19 protein-coding genes are annotated in these 24750 nt (G+C 66.9%); 9 read left to right on the forward strand and 10 right to left on the reverse strand.

What is annotated here, in order from left to right:
• Positions 1 to 131 precede the first annotated feature (131 nt).
• Both K2X73_RS03905 and K2X73_RS03910 read left to right on the forward strand, forming a co-directional pair.
• Positions 132 to 3239 (forward strand): TonB-dependent receptor, encoded by a 3108-nt coding sequence (locus tag K2X73_RS03905; RefSeq protein ID WP_294108750.1) that lies wholly within the window; start codon positions 132 to 134, stop codon positions 3237 to 3239.
• A gap of 108 nt (positions 3240 to 3347) precedes the next feature.
• The gene (locus K2X73_RS03910; protein WP_294108752.1) at positions 3348 to 4655 is read left to right on the forward strand and encodes an MFS transporter; all 1308 of its coding nucleotides are present in this window, start codon (positions 3348 to 3350) and stop codon (positions 4653 to 4655) included.
• A 6-nt stretch (positions 4656 to 4661) separates the two neighbouring features.
• Here K2X73_RS03910 and K2X73_RS03915 read toward each other — a convergent pair whose 3' ends face one another.
• A complete protein-coding gene (locus tag K2X73_RS03915; RefSeq protein ID WP_294108754.1) occupies positions 4662 to 5903 on the reverse strand; it encodes a TetR/AcrR family transcriptional regulator in 1242 nt (413 codons plus the stop codon).
• A 152-nt stretch (positions 5904 to 6055) separates the two neighbouring features.
• Between K2X73_RS03915 and K2X73_RS03920 the strand changes: the two genes are divergently transcribed.
• From K2X73_RS03920 to K2X73_RS03945, 6 genes are all read left to right on the forward strand, one after another.
• Entirely contained in the window at positions 6056 to 7333 is a 1278-nt protein-coding gene (locus K2X73_RS03920) for an acyl-CoA dehydrogenase family protein (protein ID WP_294108756.1), read from the forward strand.
• Positions 7334 to 7531: 198 nt separating this feature from the next.
• Positions 7532 to 8617 (forward strand): Zn-dependent alcohol dehydrogenase, encoded by a 1086-nt coding sequence (locus tag K2X73_RS03925; RefSeq protein WP_294108758.1) that lies wholly within the window; start codon positions 7532 to 7534, stop codon positions 8615 to 8617.
• Positions 8614 to 9675 (forward strand): phosphotransferase family protein, encoded by a 1062-nt coding sequence (locus K2X73_RS03930; RefSeq protein WP_294108760.1) that lies wholly within the window; start codon positions 8614 to 8616, stop codon positions 9673 to 9675. Before K2X73_RS03925 ends, K2X73_RS03930 begins: the two co-directional genes overlap by 4 nt.
• Before the next feature lie 181 nt (positions 9676 to 9856).
• Positions 9857 to 10621, forward strand: coding sequence for an SDR family oxidoreductase (locus tag K2X73_RS03935; protein ID WP_294108762.1), 765 nt, complete (start codon positions 9857 to 9859; stop codon positions 10619 to 10621).
• A 17-nt stretch (positions 10622 to 10638) separates the two neighbouring features.
• Positions 10639 to 11436: an SDR family oxidoreductase gene (locus K2X73_RS03940; RefSeq protein ID WP_294108764.1), complete on the forward strand. Its 798-nt coding sequence runs from the start codon at positions 10639 to 10641 to the stop codon at positions 11434 to 11436.
• A 65-nt stretch (positions 11437 to 11501) separates the two neighbouring features.
• Positions 11502 to 11774: a hypothetical protein gene (locus K2X73_RS03945; RefSeq protein ID WP_294108766.1), complete on the forward strand. Its 273-nt coding sequence runs from the start codon at positions 11502 to 11504 to the stop codon at positions 11772 to 11774.
• 67 nt (positions 11775 to 11841) lie between these two features.
• On the opposite strand, the gene K2X73_RS03950 is transcribed toward K2X73_RS03945, so the two are convergent.
• The 6 genes from K2X73_RS03950 to K2X73_RS03975 all read right to left on the reverse strand — a co-directional run bounded on the left by K2X73_RS03950 (position 11842) and on the right by K2X73_RS03975 (position 20046).
• Positions 11842 to 12723, reverse strand: a complete 882-nt coding sequence (locus K2X73_RS03950; RefSeq protein WP_294108768.1) for an acyl-CoA thioesterase II — start codon at positions 12721 to 12723, stop codon at positions 11842 to 11844.
• Between the two features lie 44 nt (positions 12724 to 12767).
• The gene (locus K2X73_RS03955; protein ID WP_294108771.1) at positions 12768 to 13895 is read right to left on the reverse strand and encodes an acyl-CoA dehydrogenase family protein; all 1128 of its coding nucleotides are present in this window, start codon (positions 13893 to 13895) and stop codon (positions 12768 to 12770) included.
• 147 nt (positions 13896 to 14042) lie between these two features.
• Entirely contained in the window at positions 14043 to 15224 is a 1182-nt protein-coding gene (locus K2X73_RS03960) for an acyl-CoA dehydrogenase family protein (protein WP_294108774.1), read from the reverse strand.
• 2 nt (positions 15225 to 15226) lie between these two features.
• Complete coding sequence (locus K2X73_RS03965; protein ID WP_294108776.1) at positions 15227 to 16546, reverse strand: amidase family protein; 1320 nt, start codon at positions 16544 to 16546, stop codon at positions 15227 to 15229.
• A gap of 160 nt (positions 16547 to 16706) precedes the next feature.
• Complete coding sequence (locus K2X73_RS03970; RefSeq protein WP_294108778.1) at positions 16707 to 18737, reverse strand: 3-hydroxyacyl-CoA dehydrogenase NAD-binding domain-containing protein; 2031 nt, start codon at positions 18735 to 18737, stop codon at positions 16707 to 16709.
• Between the two features lie 91 nt (positions 18738 to 18828).
• Complete coding sequence (locus K2X73_RS03975) at positions 18829 to 20046, reverse strand: serine hydrolase domain-containing protein (protein ID WP_294108779.1); 1218 nt, start codon at positions 20044 to 20046, stop codon at positions 18829 to 18831.
• 121 nt (positions 20047 to 20167) lie between these two features.
• Between K2X73_RS03975 and K2X73_RS03980 the strand changes: the two genes are divergently transcribed.
• Positions 20168 to 21913, forward strand: coding sequence for a class I adenylate-forming enzyme family protein (locus tag K2X73_RS03980; protein ID WP_294108780.1), 1746 nt, complete (start codon positions 20168 to 20170; stop codon positions 21911 to 21913).
• 10 nt (positions 21914 to 21923) lie between these two features.
• Here K2X73_RS03980 and K2X73_RS03985 read toward each other — a convergent pair whose 3' ends face one another.
• From K2X73_RS03985 to K2X73_RS03995, 3 genes are all read right to left on the reverse strand, one after another.
• The gene (locus K2X73_RS03985; protein ID WP_294108781.1) at positions 21924 to 22565 is read right to left on the reverse strand and encodes a hypothetical protein; all 642 of its coding nucleotides are present in this window, start codon (positions 22563 to 22565) and stop codon (positions 21924 to 21926) included.
• A gap of 165 nt (positions 22566 to 22730) precedes the next feature.
• The gene (locus K2X73_RS03990) at positions 22731 to 23096 is read right to left on the reverse strand and encodes a c-type cytochrome (RefSeq protein ID WP_294108783.1); all 366 of its coding nucleotides are present in this window, start codon (positions 23094 to 23096) and stop codon (positions 22731 to 22733) included.
• Between the two features lie 118 nt (positions 23097 to 23214).
• Positions 23215 to 24693 (reverse strand): glycerol kinase, encoded by a 1479-nt coding sequence (locus K2X73_RS03995; RefSeq protein ID WP_294108785.1) that lies wholly within the window; start codon positions 24691 to 24693, stop codon positions 23215 to 23217.
• Between the last annotated feature and the right edge of the window lie 57 nt (positions 24694 to 24750).

Here is a 24750-nt window from a genome sequence, read left to right on the forward strand (position 1 = left end):
GGTCCAGCACCGAACGCGAGAAACGTAGCGTTTTGCAACGCGTGTTTTGCTTGACGTCAACGCCGGTCCATTGTCTATTCGAGGATAGGGTACGGTGCCCGTAAGCGGCCTGGCCCAGATGGGAGAGACTGATGCAGAAATCCACGCTTCTCGGCGCGTGCGGAGCATCCGCGCTGGCGCTGGTGCTCGTTTCGCCGGCCGCCGCGCAGACCGCCGCCGCCGCGCAAGCCACGGCCGCGCAGAACGCCGTCGCCACCGAGCCCGCCCAGGCCGAGACCCCCGATGTCGTCGTCACCGGCACCCTGATCCGCGGCACGCCCGAGGATGCCGCGCTCCCGGTCGACGTGATCGGTTATGACGAGCTTCAGCGCCGCGGCGCGCCGACCGCGCTCGATCTCATCAAGAACCTGCCCAGCTCGAACGGCGTGCTTGGCGACGCCAACCAATTCGATTCCCGCTCGCAAGGCGCAGAAGGTGTGGCGAGCGTCAACCTGCGCGGCCTGGGGCCGCAGCGTACGCTCGTCCTGCTCAACGGCCGCCGCATCGTGCAGGCGGGCACCGGCGTGCCGGTGGTCGACATCAACCTCATTCCCTCGGCCGCGCTCGGCCGGATCGAAGTGCTGAAGGACGGCGCCGCCGCGACCTATGGTTCGGACGCGATCGCGGGCGTGGTGAACTTCATCACCCGCAGCGAGCAGCGCGGCTTCCAGGCCGAGGCGACCTATCGCTATATTCCGGGCTCCGACGGCGATTACACCGGCGGCATCAGCTACGGCATGAAGAAAGGCCCGCTGCAGTTCCTCGCGGCGTTCGGCTATCAGCGCCGCTCCGAGCTGCGCACGGTCGACCGGCCGTTCACGGTGCAGCCTTATCCGAACAACCCGCAGGGCGGCTATACCGGCGGCGGCAGCCCCGGTAACTTCGGCTTTGGCGGCAATCTGAACTTCGTGCGCGATCTGGGCTGTACCGACCTTGGCGGTTTCCGGTCGCTGCCGGGGTCGACCACCGATCGCTGCTTCACCAACTATGGCCAGTTCGACAATCTGGTCGAGCCCGAGGATCGCTATCAGGCCTATCTCGAAACCAAGATCGAGATCAGCGACCGGCTGACCGCCAATTTCAGCGCGCTCTACGGCTCGTCGTCGACGCGGATCACCACCTCGCCCAGCTATCTGCCGACGCTGCCGCCTTCGGGCTATGCCGCCTCGCCGCTGACGACGGTGCCCGCGAGCAACACGCTGTCGCTCGCGCAAGCGGCCGGCGCGGGGGTGTTCGCCATCCCGACCTATGCCCCGGCGCTGCGGGACTATTGCACGCTCTACGGCGCCGCCTCGGGCTGCGTGACGAGCCCGGCGACCGGCGCGCCACTCGCGCCGGCACTCGCTTTCCCGGTGCTGTTCCGCCCGTTCCTGCTGGGCGGCAACCCGCTGTTCCAGCAGCTTCCGGGCAACAACCGCGGCGCCGCGTTCAGCCAGCGCCAATCGGAAGTGACCCGGATCACCGGCAGCCTGACCGGCGACATCGGATCGGGGCTGACGCTGGAGGCGGGCTTCGCTTATTCGGTCTATGATCGCGGAATCGAGGGTACCGATACCTTTGGCGACCTGCTCCAGAACGCGCTCGCGGGCTTTGGCGGCCCGAACTGCGCCTTTTCGAGCAGCGCCTCGCGCGCCGGGCTCACCCAGGCGCAGCTCGCCGCGCTCGCCGGCACCAATGGCTGCACCTTCTTCAACCCCTTCTCCACCGCGATCCGAAACAATCCGGTGACGGGCCAGGTGAACCCCAATTTCGCCGGCACCCGCGCGCCGGCGGGGTTCAACCTCACCCCCGGCGCGGGCCTGGTCAACGATCTGGCGACGATCGACGACTTCTTCCGCACCACCCGCAGCGACACCCGCACCTCGAACCTCACCGCCGACATGGTGCTGAGCGGCAAGACGCCGCTGCGCCTGCCCGGGGGCAACGTGTCGTTCGCGCTCGGCGGCCAGTATCGCCGCGACACCTATGGCGTGCGCTATAACGCCGACGCCAATCTGGCGGTGAACCCGTGCCCGGGCTCGCCGCTCAATCCCAACGCCGTGTGCGTGCAGCAGACCGGCGCGCTCGGCTTCCTCGGTACCAACCGCAACACTGCCTTCCAGGGTGAGATTTTCGCCTTCTTCGGCGAATTGCAGGCGCCGATCACCGATACGCTGAACGCGCAATTCTCCGCCCGGTATGAAGACTATGGCGGCCGCGTCGGCTCCACCTTCAACCCGCAAGGGCGCATCCGCTGGCAGGTAACGCCGTGGCTGGCGCTGCGCGGCGGTGGCGGGACGACCTTCCGTGGGCCGCCGCCGCAGAATCTGGACGGGCAGATCACCTCGCTGCAGGTGATCGGCAGCTCGTTCCGCGCGATCGACATCGTCGGCAACCCGAACCTCAGCCCGGAAAGCGCGACCACTTATGGCGGCGGCATCCTGGTCAACCGTGGCGGCTTCAGCGCGAGCGTCGATTACTGGCGCTATGAGCTGAGCGGCCCGATCGAGGCCGAGCCGGTGGCCGGCATCGTCAGCACGCTGTTCGGCGCGACCGGCAACGCCAACTGCAACAACCCGGCCTTCGCCGCGCTGCAAGCGCGCTTCACCTTCACCGCCGCCGGTTGCGGCATCGGCAACGTCACCCGGCTGCGCACGCTGCTGCAGAACAACGCCAACGTCACCACTTCGGGCCTCGACTTCCAGGCCGAGTATAAATGGGGCTGGGGGACGTTCGATCTGGCTCTGGGCGCCAACGGTACCTACGTGATCGACTATCGCACCGCCGATGTGCGCGTGGAGGGCGTCGTGGTGCAGCCGACCTTCGACGCGGTCGGCAAGCTCAACTTCCAGACGACAGCCTATCCGCTGCCGCAGGTGAAGGGCTTCGCCTATCTCGACGTGCGGCGCGGCATCCATAGCGGGCGGCTGCAGTTCAATTATATCGACGGCTATACCGATCAGCGCACCGCCGCCGTTTTCGGCCCGAACACCACCGCGCTCGCGGGGGCTTCGGTCACGGCGGGGCAGAATATCGGCTCGTTCAGCACGCTCGATTTCACATACCGTGTGGCGCTGAAGAGCAAGACGACGCTGTTTGTGTCGTTCCAGAACATGCTGGACGAGATGCCGCCTTTCGCGCGGCTCGACTTCAACTATGATCCGTTCACCGCCTCGCCGCTTGGCTTCAACATGCGCGCGGGCGTGACCCAGCGTTTCTGAGTAGCGAAGCTCATGTAGCGCCCTTTATCGCCGCCGCCCGGACCCTTCCGGGCGGCGGCTTTGTTTTTGGCTCGAAGGGACCGAGCCTACCGCGATGGAGCAAATGCGATGGCCAGCCTAGCCGAAGCCGCCCCCCGCCCCCGCGAGGACCAAGCCATCGCCGACACGCGCGCGCTGCGCTGGCGGGGCTGGACGCTCGCGCTGCTGACGCTCGTTTATTTCTTCAGCTTCATGGATCGCTATATCCTGGCGATCCTGCTCGAGCCGATCAAAGCCGATCTGAAGCTGAACGACACCCAATTGGGGCTGCTTTCGGGCCTGGCCTTCGCGATATTCTATGCGACGCTTGGCCTGCCGGTCGCCTGGCTGGCGGATCGTTACAGCCGGCGGCGGATCATCGCCGTCGCGCTCGCGCTGTGGAGCGGGATGACCGCCTTGTGCGGCACCGCGACCGGCTTCGGCCAGCTGCTGCTCTACCGGATCGGCGTCGGGGTGGGGGAGGCCGGCTCCAGCCCGCCCTCGCATTCGGTGATCGCCGATCTCTATCCGCCGGAGAAGCGCGCCGGGGCGATGGGGATTTATTCGACCGGGGTGGTGCTGGGTGGCGGGTTCGGCGCGATCATCGGCGGATCGATCGCCGCCGCTTATGACTGGCGCACCGCGATGTTCGCGCTCGGGCTGCCGGGGATCGCGCTCGCGCTGATCGTGTGGCTGGTGATGGTCGAGCCGCGCCGGGGCCTCTCGGACCCCGCGCCGGTCGCGCCCCAGGCCAAGCCGACGATGCTCGAAGGGATGGCGAGCCTCTTCCGCTGCGCGCCGGCGGTGCATCTGATCCTGGCGGTGACGCTCACCTCGCTGATCGGCTATGCGGTCGGCAATTTCGGGCCGAGCTATCTCCAGCGCTCGCTGGGAATGAGTTTGAAGAGCGTCGCGCTGATCTATGCCCCGGCGGTGGCGCTGACCGGGGCGGCGGGCGGCGTGATCGGCGGCAAGCTCGCCGATTGGTGCGGGCGGCACTATGGCCTGTACAGCCAGGCGTGGTTCGTCGCGCTGCTGAAGATCGCCGCGCTGCCCTTCACCATCGCCTTCTATCTGGCGGGCGACTTCACCACCGGGTTCGTCGCGGTGCTGATGAGCTATCTGCTCGCCTCAAGCTATCTGGGGCCGAGCTTCGCGCTGATCCAAGGCCTCGCGCCGACGCGGATGCGCGCGCTGTGGGCGGCGATCACGCTGCTGGTGATCAACCTGATCGGGCTGGGCGCCGGCCCGACGCTCGCGGGCATCATCAGCGACGCGCTCAAGCCAAGCTTCGGCCAGGAGTCGCTGCGTTATTCGATGCTCGCGATAAGTATGCTCACGCCCTGGGCGATTTTTCACTATTGGCGCGCGGGGGTGCTGCTCAAGCGGATGGGGTAAGGGCCGTTATCCCGCCGCCAGCACCCGATCGTCGAACAGCCCGAAGGCGAGCGTCGAGGCATAGAAGGCGATCGCCCGCTCGCGCGGCATCGTGCTCGCCCATTTGCGCATGTCGAAGGCGGCGTTCTGCAACGCCATCAGCGTTTGCGCCGCGATCAGCGGATCGACCGGGCGCACCGATCCCTGCGCGATCCCGTCGCTCATCAACCCTGCATAGCGCCGGGCGATCCGGTTCGAGCGGGCGACCATCGCCGCGCGCACCTCGGGCGTCAGGCCCGACAGCGCGGTGGTCCGCATCAGCGGCCCGCGCTCGGAGAATTGGAAATCGAGCAGCGTCGCGATCGCGCTCGCCAGCTGGTGCCAATGGCTGCCCGGCAGCGCCTCCGCGCGGCGCTGCGCCTCGGCGATGGTGTCGAGGCTGCGCTTGAAGCAGGCGATCACCAGATCGTCCTTGGCGTCGAGATGGTGGTAGAAGCTGCCCTTGGTGACGTTGAGCTGCGAGGCGATCCGCTGCACCGAAGCGCCGCGATAGCCGAGCTCGTTGATCAGCCGCGTCGCCGCGAGCAGGAACGCCTCGCGCCCGGGCTCGCTGTCATCGGTCGCAAGGTCGAGCAGGCTCGGTGCCCAGGCCTCGCCCGGGGCGGCGATGCCGTGCGCGAACACCGCCATCAGCCGTGCCTCGACGCGGGCATATTGGTCGGGCTCGTAGCGGCCGAGCCACACCGGAATCCAGAAGGTGTTCTCCAGCAGCACATGCGCGCGCGCGCCGAACAGATCGGTGTGGGCGCGGCTGGGCGCGGCGCCCCACAGGCTTCGCGTCTTGCGGAACACCTCGCGCCAGCCGGTCATCAGCCGGCCGAGCATTGGCTCCTCCATCGCGCGCAGATCGGAGAGCACCGCGAACGGCGTCGCCGCGCCCTGCTCGATCCGCGCGAGCCGGGCCATGTTGGCGCTCAGATAATGCGCGACGCGCGCCTGCGGGGTTGGCTGCTCCAGCGCCTCGTCGAGCATCGCCTGGAGGCAGTCGAGCGTGTGTTCGAAGCAGGCGGCGGCCAAATCTTCCTTGCGCTTGAAATAATAGGTCACACTCGTCGTGTTGAGCCCGACGCGGCGCGCGCCATCGGCGAAGGTCATCCCCTTGGCGCTTTGTTCGTTGATCGCCTGCGCCGCGGCGGCGAGGATCGCGTCACGCTTCGCCCGGAAGCGCTTGGTGCTGCCGCCCGTTTCGATCGTTTCGATATCGCCCATCACTTTCTAGCTTAGCAAAGTCTTTTCGAAGGAACAGTCCCCTTTGGCGTTCGCGAATTCGTATGCGAGGCGTAGTGACATACCCGGCTTTCGGAGCTTTACCGAATAAGCGGTACGGTCTAAGCCAGGGGCCTGCCAGCCGGGAGGATGCCATGGATTTTACGCTCACCGAACGCGAAACCTATTTCCGCAACCGGGTTCGCGATTTCATCGAGCGTGAAATCCGCCCGCGTGATCCCGAGTATCACGCCCAGGCCGAAACCGGCGAGCGGTGGAAAGTGATCCCCGTGATCGAGGAGGTGAAGGCCAAGGCCAAGGCCGCCGGGCTGTGGAACTTCTTCATGCCGCCGCATTCGGGCGCGCCGCCGGTGGATGACAGCTTCGAATTCGAAGGCACCCAGCTCACCAATCTCGAATATGCGCTCTGCGCCGAGGAGATGGGCAAGATCGGCTGGGCGAGCGAGTGCTTCAACTGTTCGGCGCCCGATACCGGGAACATGGAAGTGCTGATGCGCTATGGCACGCGCGATCAGAAGGAAGCCTGGCTGCGCCCGCTGATGAACGGCGAGATTCGCTCGGCCTTTTTGATGACCGAGCCGGCGGTCGCCAGCTCGGACGCGACCAACATCGAAACCTCGATGGTCCGCGACGGCGATCATTATGTGATCAACGGCACCAAATGGTGGTCGAGCGGGGTGGGCGATCCGCGCTGCAAGATCGCGATCGTGATGGGCAAGACCAACCCCGACAGCCAGCGCCACACCCAGCAGAGCCAGATATTGGTGCCGCTCGACACGCCGGGGGTGCGGATCAAGCGGATGCTGAGTGTCTATGGCTATGATCACGCGCCGCACGGGCATGGCGAGGTCGAGCTGAAGGATGTGCGCGTGCCGGTCGAGAATCTGCTGCTCGGCGAAGGGCGCGGGTTCGAGATCGCGCAGGGGCGCTTGGGGCCGGGCCGCATCCATCACTGTATGCGCACGATCGGCGTGGCGGAAACCGCGATCGAGGCGATGGCCAAGCGGCTGCTCACCCGCGTCGCCTTTGGCAAGCGGATCGCCGATCATTCGATCTGGGAACAGCGTATCGCCCGCGCGCGCATCGATATCGAGATGACGCGGCTGCTCTGCCTGAAAGCCGCCGACATGATGGACAAGGCGGGCAACAAGGCGGCGCAGCTCGAAATCGCGATGATCAAGGTGCAGGCGCCGACGATGGCGCTGCAGGTGCTCGATGACGCGATCCAGGCGCATGGCGGTGGCGGCGTGTCCGACGATTTCGGCCTGGCGAGCGCCTGGGCCTCGCTGCGCACGCTGCGCTTCGCCGACGGCCCGGACGAGGTCCACAACCGCGCGATCGCTCGCAACGAGTTCGGCAAATATGCCGATCTGCCCGATGCGGTGGCTGCCAAGGCGGCGGTGCGGCGGTAGGGTTGACCGTAGGTTGAGCCACTTAGCCCTCTCCCCTTCAGGGGAGAGGGGTGGGAGAGGGGCGGCGATGCAGAGGGCGGCGCGTGCAAACTCGTCCCCTCTCGCCAACCAGTTTGGGGTCAACCGTGCCCCGCACGGTTGAGGATTGTCCGGGGGACAATCCTGCCCCAAACTCCCCTGAAGGGGAGAGGGAGTTAGATGAAAGCCGCCATCCTGTTCGAACCCAAAGCGGACCTCGTGATCGAGGACGTGCGCATCGACACCCCCGGCCCGCGCGAGGTGCTGATCCGCACCGCCGCGTGCGGCGTCTGCCGATCGGACCTGCATTTCGTCGACGGCAGCTTCCCGCACCCGATGCCGACCGTGCCGGGCCATGAGGCGGCCGGGGTTGTGGAAGCGGTGGGGTCTGACGTGACCCGGCTGAAGCCCGGCGATCACGTCATCACTTTCTTCACCGTCTTCTGTGGCAGCTGCGAGATGTGCGTCACCGGGCGTCCCTCGCTGTGCGTCGATCCCTCGACGCGCCGTCCCAAGGGCGCGCCGCCGCGCCTGTCGCGCGCTGATGGCACCCCGCTCGCGCCGTTCCTCAATCTCTCGGCGTTCGCGGAAGCGATGCTGGTGCATGAAAATGCCTGCGTCGCGATCAGCAAGGACATGCCGCTGACGCAAGCGGCGCTGCTCGGCTGTGCGGTGATTACCGGCGCGGGATCGATCTTCAACGACAGCAAGCTGCGCGCGGGCGAAAGCGTGGCGGTGATCGGCTGCGGCGGCATCGGCCTCGCCGCGATCAATGCCGCCAAGATCGCTGGCGCCGGGCAGATCATCGCGATCGATCCAGTGCCGGAGAAGCGCGCGCTCGCCGCCCGGCTCGGCGCCACGCACGGCTTCGCGCCGGATGAGCCCGATCTGGTGAAGAAGTTGACCGCGCTCACGCTCGGTGGGGTGGATTATGCGATCGAGGCGGTCGGGCGCCCCGAAACCGCCGAGCTCGCCTGGACCCTCCTGAAGCGCGGCGGCACCGCGACGATCCTGGGCATGATCGCGCCGGGCAAGGCGGTGAGCCTGCCGGGGCCGAGCTTCCTCACCGGCAAGCGCCTGCAAGGCTCACTGCTCGGCTCCACGCGCTTCCCGATCGACATGCCCCGGCTGGTGCAGCTCTATCTGGACGGCAAGCTCGATCTCGATACGCTGGTGGCCGAGAAGATCCCGCTCGCGGGCGTCAACGGCGCGCTCGCGGCGCTGCGGCAGGGGGACACGGTGCGCTCCGTGATCGAATTCGCATGACCGCCGAGGAACTGATGGTCGGCACGCTCCCCGTACCGGCGGACGACCCGATCGACCCTGCCAAGGTCGCCGCCTGGATGGCAGCGCATGTGCCGGGCGCAAGCGGCGCGGTACGGCTCGAAAAGTTCAAGGGCGGGCAATCGAACCCGACCTATAAGGTGATTACCGAGCACGGCACTTATGTGCTGCGCCGCCAGCCCTTCGGCAAATTGCTGCCGAGCGCGCACGCGGTCGACCGCGAATATCGGCTGATCGCGGGGCTCTACCCCACCGGCTTCCCGGTGCCGCGCCCCTACGGCCTGTGCGAAGACCCGGAGGTGATCGGCAGCAAATTCTACCTGATGGCTTTGGTCGAGGGGCGGAACCTGTGGGACGGCGCGCTGCCGGGCCTGACGCCCGATGGGCGCCGCGCGCATTACCACGCGATGATCGACACGCTCGCCGCGCTCCACAACACCGATTATGCCGGCGCGGGCCTGGAAGATTATGGCAAGCCCGGCAATTATTTCGAACGCCAGGTCGCGCGCTGGACCAAGCAGTACCGGGCCTCTGAGACCGAGCACATGCCCGATGTCGAGGCGTTGATCGAGTTCCTGCCGCGCACCGTGCCCGAACAGACGCGCACCGCGATCGTCCATGGCGATTACCGCATCGACAATATGATCTTCGATGGCCAAGAGCCCCGCGTGATCGCGGTGCTCGATTGGGAACTGTCGACGCTCGGCGATCCGCTCGCCGATTTCAGCTATTTCCTGATGAATTGGGTGACGCCGGCGGATGGACGCTCCGGCATCATGGGGCTGGCGGGCGGCGAGAGCGGCATCCCGACGATGGAGGAAGCCGTTGCGCGCTATGCCGCCGCGACCGGGCGCGACGGGGTGCCCGATCTCGACTGGTACTTCGCCTATAACCTCTTCCGGCTGACGGGAATCGTGCAGGGCATCAAGAAGCGCATCGTCGACGGCACCGCCTCCAGCGCGCAGGCGGCGAAGACGGCGGAGCGCGTCGGCGCGCTGGCGGCGGCGGCGTGGCATTTCGCGCAGAAGGCGGGGGCGTGAGGCGAGACACATCGCCAAAAGCACAACCGTCAACCCGGACTTGGTGATGAAGGTGGAACCGTCCGGGGGACGGTTCCACCTTCATCACGGGTCTCGCTACCTTCGCCCGTGAGAAGAGGTAGCGGGATCCCGGGTCAAGCCCGGGATGACGACCCAACGTATAGGGTTTGGAGAGGGAGTAATGAGCCAGTTCGATCTTACCGGCCAGGTCGCCATCGTCACCGGCTCGTCGCGCGGGATCGGCAAGGCGAGCGCCTATGAACTCGCCGAGCACGGCGCCAAGGTCATCATCTCCAGCCGCAAGCAGGAGGCGTGCGACACGGTCGCCGAGGAGCTGAACGCCAAGTTCGGCGCGGGCACCGCGATCGCGGTCGCCGCCAATATCTCGGACAAGGCGGGGCTGCAGCACCTGGTCGACGAAACGCGCCGGGCGTTCGGGCGGATCGACATTCTCGTCTGCAACGCCGCCTCCAACCCCTATTACGGGCCGCAGGAGGGGATTAGCGACGATCAGTTCCGCAAGATCCTCGACAACAACATCGTCTCCAACCACTGGCTGATCGCGATGGTCGCGCCGGAGATGCGCGCGCGGCGATCGGGCTCGATCATCATCGTCTCGTCGATCGGCGGCTTGCGCGGCTCGACCGTGATCGGTGCTTATTGCATCAGCAAGGCGGCCGACATGCAGCTCGCGCGCAATCTGGCGCATGAGTTCGGGCCGGACAATGTGCGGGTGAATTGCATCGCGCCGGGCCTGATCAAGACCGATTTCGCCAAGGCACTGTGGGAAGACCCGGTGCGGATCGAGGCCGCGAACAAGAGCGTGCCGCTGCGCCGCATCGGCGAGCCGCATGAGATCGCGGGCGCCGTGGTGTTCCTGGCGAGCAGCGCGTCGAGCTTCATGACCGGGCAGACGATCGTGCTCGACGGCGGGGTTACGATTTGATTCGAGAGGAAAAGTTCATGCGCTTCCAGGGCAAATCGATCATCGTCACCGGCGCGGCCTCGGGCATTGGCGCCGCCGCGGCGCGGCTGTTCGCGGCGGAAGGCGGGGCGGTGTTGTGCGCCGATTGGGCGGAGAGCGTCACCGAGACCGCCGCCGCGATCACCGCCGCCGGCGGCCGCGCCCAGGCGCTGCGGATCGACGCCGGCAAGGAGGAGGACGTCGCCGCCGCCGTCGCCAAGGCGTGCGAGGCCTTTGGCGGGCTCGACGTGATGTTCGCCAACGCCGGCATTTCAGGCGGCATGGCCAATATCCTCGATACCACCCCCGAGCTGTTCGCCGAGGTGCTGCGGGTGAACCTGATCGGCCCGTTCCTGGCGGTGAAGCACGCCGCGCCCAAGATCGCCGAGCGCGGCGGCGGCGCGATCGTGCTCACCGCGAGCGTCGCCGGCATCCGCTCGGGCGCGGGGTCGCCGGCCTATTCGGCGTCGAAGGCGGGTGTGATCAACCTCGCGCAGGTTTCAGCACAGCAGCTTTCGGGATCGAATGTGCGGGTCAACGCGCTCTGCCCGGGCCTTACCGAGACGGGGATGACCAAACCGACGTTCGATTATGCGCGCGACGCGGGCAAGATGGACCGGGTCGGCCGGCTCAACCCGCTGCGTCGCGCGGCGCAGGCCGAAGAACTCGCGCGGGTCGCGGTGTTCCTGGCCTCGCCCGAGGCGAGTTACGTCAATGGTCAGGCGCTCGCGGTCGATGGCGGCTTGTCGTCGAGCCACCCCGTCACCCGTCAGGAATTCGGCAAGACCGCGGTCTGAGGGCGGGAACTCTTTGCCCCTTAGCAAGTTACGGTGCTGGTTCACCGAAACGAGAGGGGAGACCTATGAAGAAGTTGATCGCGGCCAGCGCCGCGCTGAGCCTGGTCGCGCTGCCGACGGTCGCGCCCGCGCGGACGCCGGCTGTGAACGCGGCCGCGCCGCTGTCGCTGGGCAACGCGGCACCCGTTCGGGCGGCGGCGAAGGGGGGCAAGGCCAAGGTCTCGAACGCGGGCATCGCGGCCTTCGCCGTGATCGTGATCGGTGGCGCGGTCGCCGCGCTCGCGGTGATCGCGGGCACGCGCGATCAGAACAACAACGACGTGCCCGTCAGCCGCTGAACGCGCACGCTTGGTGGCAAAAGCCCGCGACCTCACCGAGGTAGCGGGCTTTTTCGCGTCGGCGGCCTCAGCGCTCCGCCCGCATCCGGATCAGCCCTTCCTGCGTGGTGCTCGCCACAAGTCGGCCGTCGCGCGCGTAAACCCGCCCGCGATTGAACCCGCGACCGTGCCCGCTCCATGGGCTCTCGCAAACATAGAGCAGCCAGTCGTCCGCCCGGAACGGTTCGTGCAGCCATACCGCATGGTCAAGGCTCGCGGTTTGCAGCGGGTGAGTCATCCAGTTGACCCCATGCGGCAGCAGCGCGGTGCTGAGCAGCGCCATGTCGGAGGCATAGGCCAGGATCGCCCGGTGCATCGCCGGATCATCGCCGATCGGCGCGGCGATGCGGAACCAGCTCGCCTGGCGCGGCTCGCCCTTTTCCGGCTTGAACGGGTTGCGCGCGCTCACCGGGCGTGTCTCGATCGGCCGCGCGCGCAGGAAGCCGCGGCGGAACTTCTCGGGCACCTGATCGGCCATCGCCTGGCGCAGCGCCAGGTCGCTTGGAAGGCCCTCCGGTGCGGGCACCTCGGGCATCGGCTCCTGATGCGCGAGGCCGTCCTCGGGGCGCTGCAGCGACACGGTCATGCTCAGGATCGGCACGCCCTTCTGCATCGCGATCACGCGGCGGGTGGCGAAGCTGCCGCCGTCGAAATCGCGCACCACGCGGTAGATGATCGGGTGATCCTCGGCACCGGGGCGCATGAAATAGGCGTGGAGCGAATGGGCGATCTTGGGCGCCTCGGTCGAAGCCTGCGCTGCCTGAAGTCCTTGCGCGATCACCTGCCCGCCGAAGACGCGACCCCAGCCCTCGCGCCGGCTGGCACCGCGATAGAGATCGGTGTCGAGCTCCTCGATCGTGAGCAGCGCGCAAAGCTCGGCGGCGAGCGCTTCGGGCGTCGTCTCGGTCAACTCATTTCCCCTCTTGATCCTCCCCAAGCGCGCCTGGGGCGGATTCAATAGCCCGCCATCCGCGCCAGCTGGTCGGCGTGATAGTTGCTGTCGCCAAAGGTCTCGGCGAGCACGCGCGCGCGCTTCATGTAGAAGCCGATGTCATAGGCGTCGGTCATGCCGATGCCACCATGCATCTGGATACCCTCCTGCACCGCGAGCGTGGTCGCGAGCCCCGTCATCGCCTTGGCGACATGCACCGCCTCGTCGGCGCGCGCATCGCCCGCGTCGAGCAGCTGCTGCGCCTTGAGCACGGCGGCGCGGGCGACCTCCATCTCGCTATAGAGATGCGCGGCGCGGTGCTGGAGCGCCTGGAAGCTGCCGATGCGCAGGCCGAACTGCTTGCGCTCCTTGAGGTAATCGACCGTCATGTCCATCGCCCCGCCGCCGACGCCGAGCAGTTCGGCGGAGGCGCCGGCGCGCCCCGCGCGCAGCAGCCGGGCGAGCGGATCGGCGCCGTGATCGACCTCGCCAATCACCGCATCGGCATCGACCTCGACCCCGTCGAAGTTGAGCCGGGCGGCGATGCTCGCGTCGGCCAGCCGCTCGGGGGTTGCCTCCAGCCCCGCCGCGCCGCGCTCGACCGCGAACAGGGTGATGCCCGCATCCTCATTCTCGGCGCCGGCGGTGCGCGCTGCGACCAGGATGACGTCGGCGGCGTGCCCGTGCGTCACGAATTGCTTCGTGCCGGTCAGCCGGAAACCATTGCCCGCGCGCTCGGCCTTGAGCGTGATGTTGGCGCCGTGCTTCGCCCGCTCGTCGATCGCCAGCGCGGCGACCGCCTCGCCCGCCAGGATGCTCGGGAACCAGCGCGCGGCGTGCGGCGTGCCCTTCAGCGCCTCGACCGCCGCGACCGCGGTGGAGAGGAAGGGCGAGGGTGAGAGGTTGCGCCCGATCTCCTCAAGCACCACCCCGGCTTCGATATGGCCGAGGCCGAGCCCGCCCTGATCCTCGCCGATCAAAATGCCGGTGAAGCCCATTTCGGCGAACTGCTTCCACAGATCGCGGCTGAAGCCATCGGGGTTGGCGCTGTCGCGCAGCTCGCGCAGGTGGCGGACCGGCGCCTGCTCGCGCACGAAATCGCGCGCGGTGTCGCGGAGCATCGTCTGGTCTTCGGTAAGGTAGAGGGGCATTGGGGTCTCCTTCTTGGCCCTCTCCCGCCGGCGGGAGAGGGTGGCCCCGCCGAAGGCGGGGTCGGGTGAGGGGCGATGCAGCAGGGCGACAGTGCCCGGATCACCCCCTCACCCAACCCTCTCCCCCTTGGGGGAGAGGGCTTGTTGTCACGCGCTTGGCAGGTCCAAAATCCGCTTGGCGACGATGTTGAGCTGCACCTCGCTGGTGCCGCCCTCGATCGAATTGGCCTTGGTCCGCAGCCACGCCCGCGCCGCACCACCCTGGTTCGAGCGTTCGCTCTCCCATTCGAGCGCGTCGGAGCCACCCGCCGCCATCATCAGCTCATGCCGCGCCTTGTTCAGCTCGGTACCGTAATATTTCATCATCGAGGGCTGCGCCGGGTGCGCCTGGCCCGCCTTCAGCTCGTCGATGAAGCGTTCGGACATCATGCCGAAGGCGCGGGCGCGCACCTCGAACAGCGCGATCTGCGCGCGCAGCAGCGGATCGGCGAGCCGCCCATCGGCGTCGAGCCCGATCGTCGCCAGCGCGCCCTCGATCAGCGGGTTGCCGCTGGTGGTGCCGAGCCCCATGCCCGAGATCATCTCACGCTCATGGCCGAGCAGATATTTGGCGACATCCCAGCCCTTGTTGATCTGGCCGACGACATTGGCCTTGGGCACGCGGACATTGTCGAAGAAGGTCTCGCAGAACGGCGAATAGCCGCTGATCAGCAGGATCGGCCGGGTCGAGACGCCCGGCGTCGTCATGTCGAACAGGATGAAGCTGATGCCGTTATGCTTGTCCGCCTTGTCGGTGCGCACCAGGCAGAAGATCCAGTCCGCCTTGTCGGCGTAAGAGGTCCACACCTTCTGCCCGTTGATGATGAAATCGTCGCCATCCTCGATCGCCGAGGTGGCCAGGCTCGCCAGGTCGGACCCGGCATTGGGCTCCGAATAGCCCTGACACCAACGAATCTCGCCACGCGCGATCTTGGGCAGATGCTCGAGCTTCTGCTCCTCGGTCCCGTATTTCAGCAGCGCCGGCCCGAGCATGGAAATGCCGAACGAATTGAGCGGGCTGCGGCATCTGAGCGTCGCCATCTCCTCGCGCAGGACCTTGGTCTCGGCGGGCGACAGGCCGCCGCCGCCATATTGGGTGGGCCAATCGGGCACCGTCCAGCCGCGGCTCGCCATCGCGTCGAGCCATTGCTGCTGCCCGGGCTTGAAGCTTGGGTTGCGCCCGCCCCAGCAGATATCGGCGTCGCCGCGCACCGGCTCGCGCATTTCAGCCGGGCAATGCGCGTCGAGCCAGGCGCGGGTTTCGGCGCGGAAGGTTTCAAGGTCGGTCATGGTCACTTCCCCATCATCAACTGGTGCGCCGCGCGGGCGACGGCGATCGCGGTGAAATCGCGGTTGTAATCGGCGATCACTTGAACCCCGATCGGCAGGCCATCGGGATCGGTGCCGATGCGCACGCTGGTGGCGGGCAACATCGGGAAGGTGGCGAGGCCGGGCAGCGCCATCTGTGCCCCCGCCGGGGTGGGTTCGCCGTCGACGATCAGCAGGCGCTCGCCGAGCGGCGTGTCATCATGCGGGTAAGCGGTGGTGCCCCAGATCGGCGCGATCACCGCGTCATAATGCTCGAACAGACGGTTCCAGGCGGTACGAAACTGGGTCTGGCCATCGATCAGACCGAACCAGTCGATAAGGCTCGGCGGCTGCATTCCCTCCGGCATCTTGCCGCGGGTGAGCGCGGGCAGCAGCATCCGCAGATAAAGCGCGGTTTGCGCCGCGAGATCGGGAATTAGCGGGCTGGTGCGATCGACCTTGGCGCCGGCGGCTTCGAACGCCCGGCCGGTCGCCTCGATCGCGTCGGCGATGCTCGCTTGCACCGCGACATGCGGGCGCACCTCGAGCAGCAGCACCCGCCAGTCGCCGGGTGCGCGCGGGGCGGGGCGGGCGAGTGGCGCTTCGGCGAGCAGATCGAGCAGCGCCTCCAGATCATCGGGATCGCGCGCGAGCGGGCCGATGACGTTGAGCGCGACGCCGCTACCGCTGGTGCGCGGGAAGTTATGCCCGGTGCTCAGCAGCGCGCCATAAGTGGGCTTGTGCCCCCACAGCCCGCAAAAGGCGGCGGGGATGCGGATCGAGCCGCCAATGTCGGAGCCGATCTCGACCGGTACATAACCCGCCGCGAGCGCCGCGGCCGCCCCGCCCGAGGAACCACCCGGCACGCGTTCAAGGTTGAGCGGGTTGCGGGTGCGGCCATAGACCGGGTTGTTAGTCTGGAGATCGGCGAGCGCGACGGGGACGTTGGTCTTGCCCAGGATCACCGCGCCCGCGCGCTTCAGGCGCCGGACGGCGACCGCATCGTCGCTCGCGATGAAATCGGCGTGTTCGGGATAGCCCCAGCAGGTGGGGAGGCCCGCGACGTCGAAGCTTTCCTTCACCGTCATCGGCACGCCGAGCAGCACACCGCCAGTGTCGCCCGCCGCGATCCGCGCATCGACCGCACGGGCTTGCTCCAGCGCGCGCGCGAAATCGCGGACGACGACCGCGTTGATCGCGCCATCGTCCCGTTCGACCCGCGCGATCGCCGCTTCGGCCTCGGCGAGCGCGGTCGTCTCACCCGCGCGGATCGCGGCGGCGGTGGCGAGGGCGGTTCGGGTCATGCCGAACAACCATAAGCCCTCTCCCCTTTAGGGGAGAGGGTTGGGAGAGGGGGGGCGATGCGGGGCACGGCGCTCTGCGGCATCGCCCCCTCACCCGACCCGCGTTTCACGCGGGCCACCCTCTCCCCTGAAGGGGAGAGGGTCATGGTCACTATCACTCTCAATTGAACCGCCCGCCAGCCTCGGCCTTGCTCTTGAGCAGCTCGGCCACCTTGAAGCCGTGCTTCTCAAGGCCCGCGACGATCTTCTTCAGCCCTTCGGTATCGGCCCAGAACATCGGGCCGCCGCGATAGACCGGCCAGCCATAGCCATAGATCCACACGACATCGATGTCGCTCGCGCGCTGCGCCATCTTCTCTTCCAGGATCAGCGCGCCTTCGTTGACCATCGTGTAGAGCGTGCGTTCGATGATCTCCTCGTCGCTCACCTCGCGCTTGGGCAGGTTCGATTTGGAGCGGAACTCCTCGATGATCTCGGCGACGCGGGGGCTGGGCGTCGGGTTGCGCTTCTCGTCATAATCATAGAAGCCGGCGCCCTTCTTCTGCCCCCAGCGGCCCTCGGCGCAAAGCGCGTCGCGGATATTCTCGATCCGGCTCGGGTCGCGGTGCCAGCCGATGTCGACGCCCGCCAGGTCGCTCATCTGGAACGGCCCCATCGGCATCCCGAATTCGACATGGACGCGGTCGATCTGCTCGGGCGTCGCGCCTTCCATCAGCAGCTTGTTCGCCTCCACCTGGCGCGGCATTAGCATCCGATTGCCGATGAAGCCGTGGCAGACGCCCGCGACGACCGCGACCTTCTTGATCTTCTTGGACAGCGCCATCACGGTCGCGAGCACATCGTCCGCCGTCTTCGCGCCGCGCACCACTTCCAGCAGCTTCATCACATTGGCGGGCGAGAAGAAGTGCATCCCGACCACGTCTTGCGGGCGGCTGGTCGAGGCGGCGATCTCATCGACGTTCAGATAGCTGGTGTTGGAGGCAAGGATCGCGCCCGGCTTGGCGATCTTGTCGAGCTTGCCGAACAGCTCCTTCTTAACGTCCATATTCTCGTAAACGGCTTCGATGATCAGGTCGCAATCGGCGAGATCGTCGAGGCTGAGCGTGGGGGTGAGCGCGCCCATCGCCGCTTCCACCTGTTCGGGCTTCAGCCGGCCCTTGGCGGCGCTCGCCTCGTAATTCTTGCGGATCACGCCGGTGCCGCGCTCGAGCGCTTCCTGCGCCATTTCGACGATGGTGACCGGGATGCCCGCCGACAGGAAATTCATGCTGATCCCGCCGCCCATCGTGCCCGCGCCGATCACGCCGACCTTGTTGATGGCGCGCAGCGCGATGTCATCGGCGATGCCGTCGATCTTCGCCGCCTTGCGCTCGGCGAAGAAGATGTGGCGCATGGCGGCCGATTGCGTGCCGAACATCAGCTTCATGAAGCTTTCGCGTTCGAACTTGATGCCTTCCTCGAAGCTGGAGCCGTCGGTCGCCTTTTCGACGCAGGCGATGTTGGCGGCAGGCGCGTCGAAGCCACGGAAACGCTTGGCATTTTCCTTCTTGAACGCAGCGACTGCCTCGGGATCGGCGGTCGCGGTCTTCTCGCTCGCGCGGGGGAGGGGGCGGACAGCGGCGACTTCGCGGGCGAAGGCAATCGCGTCCTCCACCAGGCTGCCCTCGCCGGCGAGGCGATCGACCAGCCCGGCCTGCTGCGCGAGCTTGGCGCCGATGGGATCGCCCTTGGCGGTGAGTTCAAGCGCGAGCTTGACGCCCGCCAGGCGCGGCAGCCGCTGGGTGCCGCCCGCGCCGGGGAGCAGGCCGAGCTTCACCTCGGGGGTGCCGATCTGCGCCGAGGGCACCGCGATGCGATAATGACAGGCGAGCGTCACCTCGCACCCGCCGCCGAGCGCGGTGCCGTGGATGGCGGCGACGATCGGCTTGTCGGCGGCCTCCACCATGTCGAGCAGCTGCGGCAGGAGCGGTTCGACCGGGGGCTTGCCGAATTCCGTGATGTCGGCGCCCGCGAAGAAGGTCTTGCCCTTGCACGCGATCACCATCGCTTTCACGCTCGCATCGGCGAGCCCCGCCTTCACCGCCGCGTCGAGCCCGGTGCGAACGGCGGCGCCCAGCGCGTTGACCGGCGGATTGTCCGAATAGATGACCAGCACATCATCATGGCGTTCGGTGGTGATCGGCGAGGTCATGGTTGCTCCTGTTGTTGGTCGAGTGCGGGTAGCAAAGCTCCTCCCCCGCCGGGGGAGGAGCTGGTCGAGTATCCAGCGTCCCTAAGGCCCATCACAGCAACGCCGAATAGATCAGCGTCTTCAGCTCGCGCCGGATGGGATAGGTGCTGGAGGGGCGCAGCTGGGTCATGAACACCATGCTGATCCGCTCGACCGGATCGATGAAGAAGGCGGTCGAGAACATCCCGCCCCAATAATATTCCCCGACCGAACCCGGCATCATCGACCGCACCGGGTCGATCGTCACCGCGAAGCCCAGGCCAAAGCCGGTGCCGGCATTCTGCGTCTCGCTGAACAAGGATTTCGACATGGCGGAAAGATCGGCGCCGCCGGGCAGGTGGTTTTGCGTCATCAGCTCGATCGTCTTGCGGCTGACGAGCCGCACCCCGTCGAGCGTGCCGCCATTCAGGCAAAGCGTGCAGAACCGATGATAATCGAGCGCGGTCGATACCAGCCCGCCGCCGCCCGAGAGGAATTTGGGCCGGTGCGCCCAAGCGCTGTTGGCGCCACGGTCCCACAATTTCTTGCCGCCGGGCACCCAATCATAGCAATCGACCAAGCGGTCGATCTTATCTTCGGGTACGTGGAAGAAGGTGTCGTGCATCCCCAGCGGCGCGAAGATGCGTTCGTGGAAGAAGGCATCGAGAGTCTGGCCCGAAAGCCGTTCGACCACCGCGCCGAGCACATCGGTCGACACCGAATAATTCCACGCGCTGCCCGGCGAGAACTCCAGCGGCAATTGCCCCAGCGCGCCGACGAACCCGTTCAGGTCATGGTTGCCGAACCAGTTTTCCAGCTTCTGCTCGCGATAGGCGGCGTCGATATTGCTGCGGTTCTGGAAGCTATAGGTCAGCCCACTGGTATGGCGCAGCAGATCGACCATCCGCATCGGCTCGGCGGTTGGCTTGGTAACGAAAGGCACCCCGCCGCCGCCACCATTATAGACGCCCAGCCCCTTGAACTCGGGGAGGACGTGGTGGACGGGCGTGTCGAGCCCCACCTCGGCCTCTTCGAGTAGCATCATGAACGCCAGGCTCGTGATCGGCTTGGTCATGCTCGCGATTCGAAACAGCGATGCCTCGGTGACCGCGCCGCCCTCCTCGCGCGCCTGGCCGAGATGGCTGAAATGGGCGATTTCGCCCTCGCGCGCGATCAGGATTTGCGCGTTCGGCAGCAGCCCCGTCGTCACATAGCGTTCGGCGAGCAGCGTATCGATCCGCGCGAGCCGCGCCCGATCGAAGCCCAGTGCCTGCGGGTCCGCGAGTGCCATCAAAGCCGTACCCCTGTTTCGAAACCGGCTCTTCTATTGCCTTGAGCGGCCGCCGAATCAACACTAACCTTCACGCCAAACCGGCGGTGAGAGCCGAAGTCTGGATGGAGAGAACCCCGCGATGTCGAGCCTTGGCGAACCCCTGATCGCGCTGGACCCCAGCTGGCCCAAGGCGAGTCTCGCCGAGATCGAGGCAATGCTCACCGCGCCGGGCGCGCGGTTCGAGATGGAAACGGTCGAAATCGGCGGCGTGCCGACGCGGGTGTGGAAGAACGCGCCGCCGCATCTGGGCTTGCTGGTGCAGTTCAGCCGCCTGCACGGCGCGCGCGAATTCGTGATCCATGAGGATGAGCGGGTTACTTACGAAGCGCATTTCCGCGCCGTCTCCGCGCTCGCTCGGCAGTTGATCGCGATGGGCGTGCAGCCGGGCGACCGGGTGGCGCTGTGCGCGCGCAACCTGCCCGAATGGCCGGTGATCTTCTTCGCGACCGTCGCGATCGGTGCGATCGCGGTGCCGCTCAATGCCTGGTGGACCGGCGCCGAGCTGGAATACGGCCTAGCTGACTCGGGCGCGCGCGTCCTGTTTGTCGATGCCGAGCGGCACGATCGGCTGCGTGACCATTACGGCGCTTTGCCCGCGCTCGGGCGCGTGGTGGTGCTGCGCGGCGCGGGCGAGGTGACGCTGACCGACCTCATCGGCACGCCGCATGATTGGGCATCGCTCCCCGATCAACCGCTGCCCGAAGCGGCGCTGACGCCCGAGACCGAGGCAACGATCTTCTACACCAGCGGCACCACCGGCAACCCCAAGGGCGCGCTCGGCACCCACCGCAATCTGGTGACCAACATCTTCTCCAGCGGCTATTCGGGCGCGCGGACCTTGCTGCGCCGGGGGGAGGCGCCACCGGCCGCGCCCGAGCCCAAGAAGATGCTCACCTGCATCCCGCTGTTCCACGTCACCGCGTGCAGCGCCGGGATGATGGGCGCGGTCGCGAGCGGATCGACGCTGATCTTCATGCGCAAATGGGATGCGATCCGCGCGATGGAGATCATCGAGCGCGAGCGGGTCCACGCGACCGGCGGTGTGCCGACCATCGCCTGGCAGCTGCTCGACCATCCCGATCGCGCCAAATACGACCTCTCTAGCCTGGAGAGCATCGCCTATGGCGGCGCCCCGTCCGCGCCCGAACTCGTCAAGCGCATCTACACCGAATTCGGCGCGCTGCCCGGCAATGGCTGGGGGATGACCGAGACGATGGCGACCGTCACCGGCCATGGGGCGGAAGATTATCTCAACCGCCCGACCAGCGCCGGCCCGGCGGTCGCGGTCGCGGACCTGAAGATCATGGACGAAAGCGGCACCCACGAACTGGCCGTGGGCGAGGTCGGCGAATTGTGGGCGCGCGGGCCGATGATCGTGAAGGGCTATTGGAACAAGCCCGAGGCGACGGCGGCGACCTTTGTCGATGGCTGGGTGCGCACCGGCGATCTGGCGCGTCTGGACGAGGAAGGTTTCCTCTACATCGTCGACCGCGCCAAGGACATGATCATTCGCGGCGGCGAGAATATCTATTCGAGCGAAGTCGAGAATGTGCTCTACGCCCATCCATCAGTGAGCGACGCCGCCCTGATCGGCCTGCCGCACCGCACGCTGGGCGAGGAGCCGGCGGCGGTGGTTTATCTCGCGCCGGGCACCAGCGCGAGCGAGGCCGAATTGCAAGCCTGGGTGCGCCAGCATCTCGCGGCGTTCAAAGTGCCGGTGGCGGTACGTTTTTCGGAAGAGACTTTGCCGCGCAATGCGAATGGCAAGATTTTGAAGCGCGAGCTGAAATCGTTCTTCGCGGATCGGCTGGAGGCGGCGGCTTAGCGGGGCAGAATTAGCTCGATCCACCGTCTAGGATTGTAGCAAACTCCTGAAGCTGTTGAGGGGCGAGCTCCCAAAACGCGGACAGCTCGCTAGGATAGCGCGATTTCAGGTCTTCTAGCACGGGAGCGGCATCGGGCTCGCACAAGCGGATAAGCCAAGGCCGCAGCGGAAATCCCGCCCGTGCCGCGCCGCAGAGAACGCTTTCGGCGTTCATCTCGATCCAGCCCGCTTCGGCGCCCGCCAAGTCTCTCGTCAGCTCTCGCTCGAACCAGGCGTCCACGAACTCCTCGATCACCTGCTGTTCCGCGGGCGACCAAGAGCGCCACCCCGCGAGCTTCAGCTTACCCAAAACAACTTCCGGGTCATTGGCGTTGGTCGGATCGAACGCCGAAACTTCCAAGATGCGTGGCAGCAAATAGCGAAAATCGCGCTCCGCCCCGACGGTGAGGAAAACGCCCGATACGTATCGCCAGAGGGCGGTCCCGGTTACCGCGTGTAATGGCTTGGTTAGTAGAATGTCTATTTGCCGTGTCGTGATACAGCAGGGACAGCCGATGATCTGTTTAGGCACAGGGGCCGCGAAGCAGCCATAAATCGCTTCGACCGCAGCGCGAAGGCGCATCTCATCTGGCCCAACTGTATCGCGGTTCATCGACGGGAACATGGGCGTAACCGGTCAGCGTCGAAAGCTGGCCAACAAGTCGGCAATGCATCCGTCAGCGTCGGCGTCGACAAAGGCCGCCGCACCGTTCCCCCAAAAGAAAAACGCGCCCCGGCTTCCCGCCGCGGCGCGCTTCCCTACAACCGAACGAAGCGCTTACTTCAGCGTCGCCAGGTAAGCGATAATCGCCTTGCGCTGGTTCGCGTCGGCGACCTGGAGCACCATCTTGCTGCCCTTGGCCACCGCCTGCGGGTTGGCCAGCCACTTGTCGAGCGCGGCCGGGGTCCAGGTGCCCTGCAGCTTTTTCAACGCCGCTGAATAGGCATAGCCCGGCACGCTCGCGATCTTCTTGCCGACGATGCCCTTGTGCATCGGGCCGATCTTGTTCTGGTTCGGCGCGTGGCAGATCGCGCACTTCTGCGTGTAGAGCTTCTGGCCCGTCGCGGCGTCGGTCTGCGCGAGAGCCGGTGCCGCCGCGAACGGCGCGGCGAGCATGGCGATGGTGAAAATCGAACGGCGCATCACTCTCTCCTGTCTGGCGAAAGCGTCCCGGCCTTCGCGAGCCTTTCGCCCCCCTAATCCCCCGGGGTGCGCCTGAATTGCGCCAAAGCGTCGAAACAAGTCAATCCACTGGCATTTTTTAACCTAGCTGAGCGTCCCTTGCGTCAACCACCGAACGCACCGCCTGCTGCCACCCCGCGAGCCGCGCGGTGCGCGCCCTGTCATTCAGCTTCGGAATGAAGGGCTCGACCCGGCCACGCATCACGCTCGCCGCCTGTAGGTCTGCGAACAGGCCACAACCGACGCCCGCGAGCATCGCCGCGCCGAGCGCCGTCGTCTCGGTGAAGCTGGGGCGTTCGACGGGGATCGCGAGCATGTCCGCCAGATCCTGCGCCAGCCAATCATTCGCGACCATCCCGCCATCGATCTTCAGCGTGGCCCAAGTGCAGCCATCGGCGGCGAAGGCGGTCATCAGGTCATGGCTCTGATGCGCCATCGCCTCGAGCGCGGCGCGAACCAGATGCGCGCGCCCGGTCGCGAAGCTCAGGCCCGTGATCGCCGCGCGCGCCTCGGGCTGCCACCACGGCGCGCCCAGGCCCGACAAGGCGGGCACCAAATAGACGCCGCCATTATCGGCCACCGAGGCGGCAAGCGCCGCGGTGCAGGCGGCATCGGGAATCAGCTGCAGCGCGTCGCGCAGCCATTTGATCAGGCTGCCCGCGATGAACACTGATCCTTCGAGCGCATAGGCGCGCCGCCCCCCCAGCTGCCAGGCGATCGTCGAGAGCAATCGGTGGCGCGAGATCGGCGGCGTGGCGCCCGCCATCGTCAGGATGAAAGCGCCGGTGCCGAAGGTCGCCTTGGTGTCGCCCGGGTTCAGGCAGGCCTGGCCGATCGTCGCCGCCTGCTGGTCGCCCGCCAGCCCGCATATCGGGATCGCGCCGCCGAACAGTCGCGTCTCGGCGAAGCGGCCGGCGCAGTCCACGATTTCCGGCAAGGCCGCGCGCGGGGCGCCGAACAGGTCGATCAAGCCATCGTCCCAGGCGCCGCTGCCGATCGCCATCAGCGCGGTGCGGCTGGCGTTGGTGGCATCGGTGATGTGCAGCCCGCCGGTGAGCTTCCACACCAGCCAGCTTTCAACGGTGCCGATCGCGAGCCGATCGCCCGCCTCGGCGAGCTGCGGCCAGTGGCGCAACGCCCAGCCAATCTTCGAGCCCGAAAAATACGGGTCGAGCAGCAGCCCGGTCTTGGCCTGCACGGTCGCCTCGTGGCCGGCCTCTTTAAGTGCCTGACAGTCCTGCGCGGTGCGGCGATCCTGCCAGACGATCGCGGGCGCGAGCGGTTCGCCGCTCACCTTGTCCCAGAACACCACCGTCTCGCGCTGGTTGGTGATGCCGATCGCGGCGATGCGATCGGTCCCGCCTACCGCCGCGATCACCTGCGCGGCCATTTCGTGTGTGCGTGCCCAAATTTCGCCCGCGTCATGTTCCACCCAGCCGGCTTGCGGGTAATGCTGGGTCAATTCGGCGGCGGCGCTCGCGCGGCAGGTTCCATCGGGAGCGAAAGCCATGGCGCGGGTGGAAGTGGTGCCCGCGTCGATCACTAAAAGCTCGGTCATGGAATGAACGCTAGCCGGGATTACAGCGGCAGGGAATGGCGCTAAGAGGGGCGCAGC

The organism is Sphingomonas sp. (genome assembly GCF_019746665.1).
GTDB lineage: Bacteria > Pseudomonadota > Alphaproteobacteria > Sphingomonadales > Sphingomonadaceae > Sphingomonas.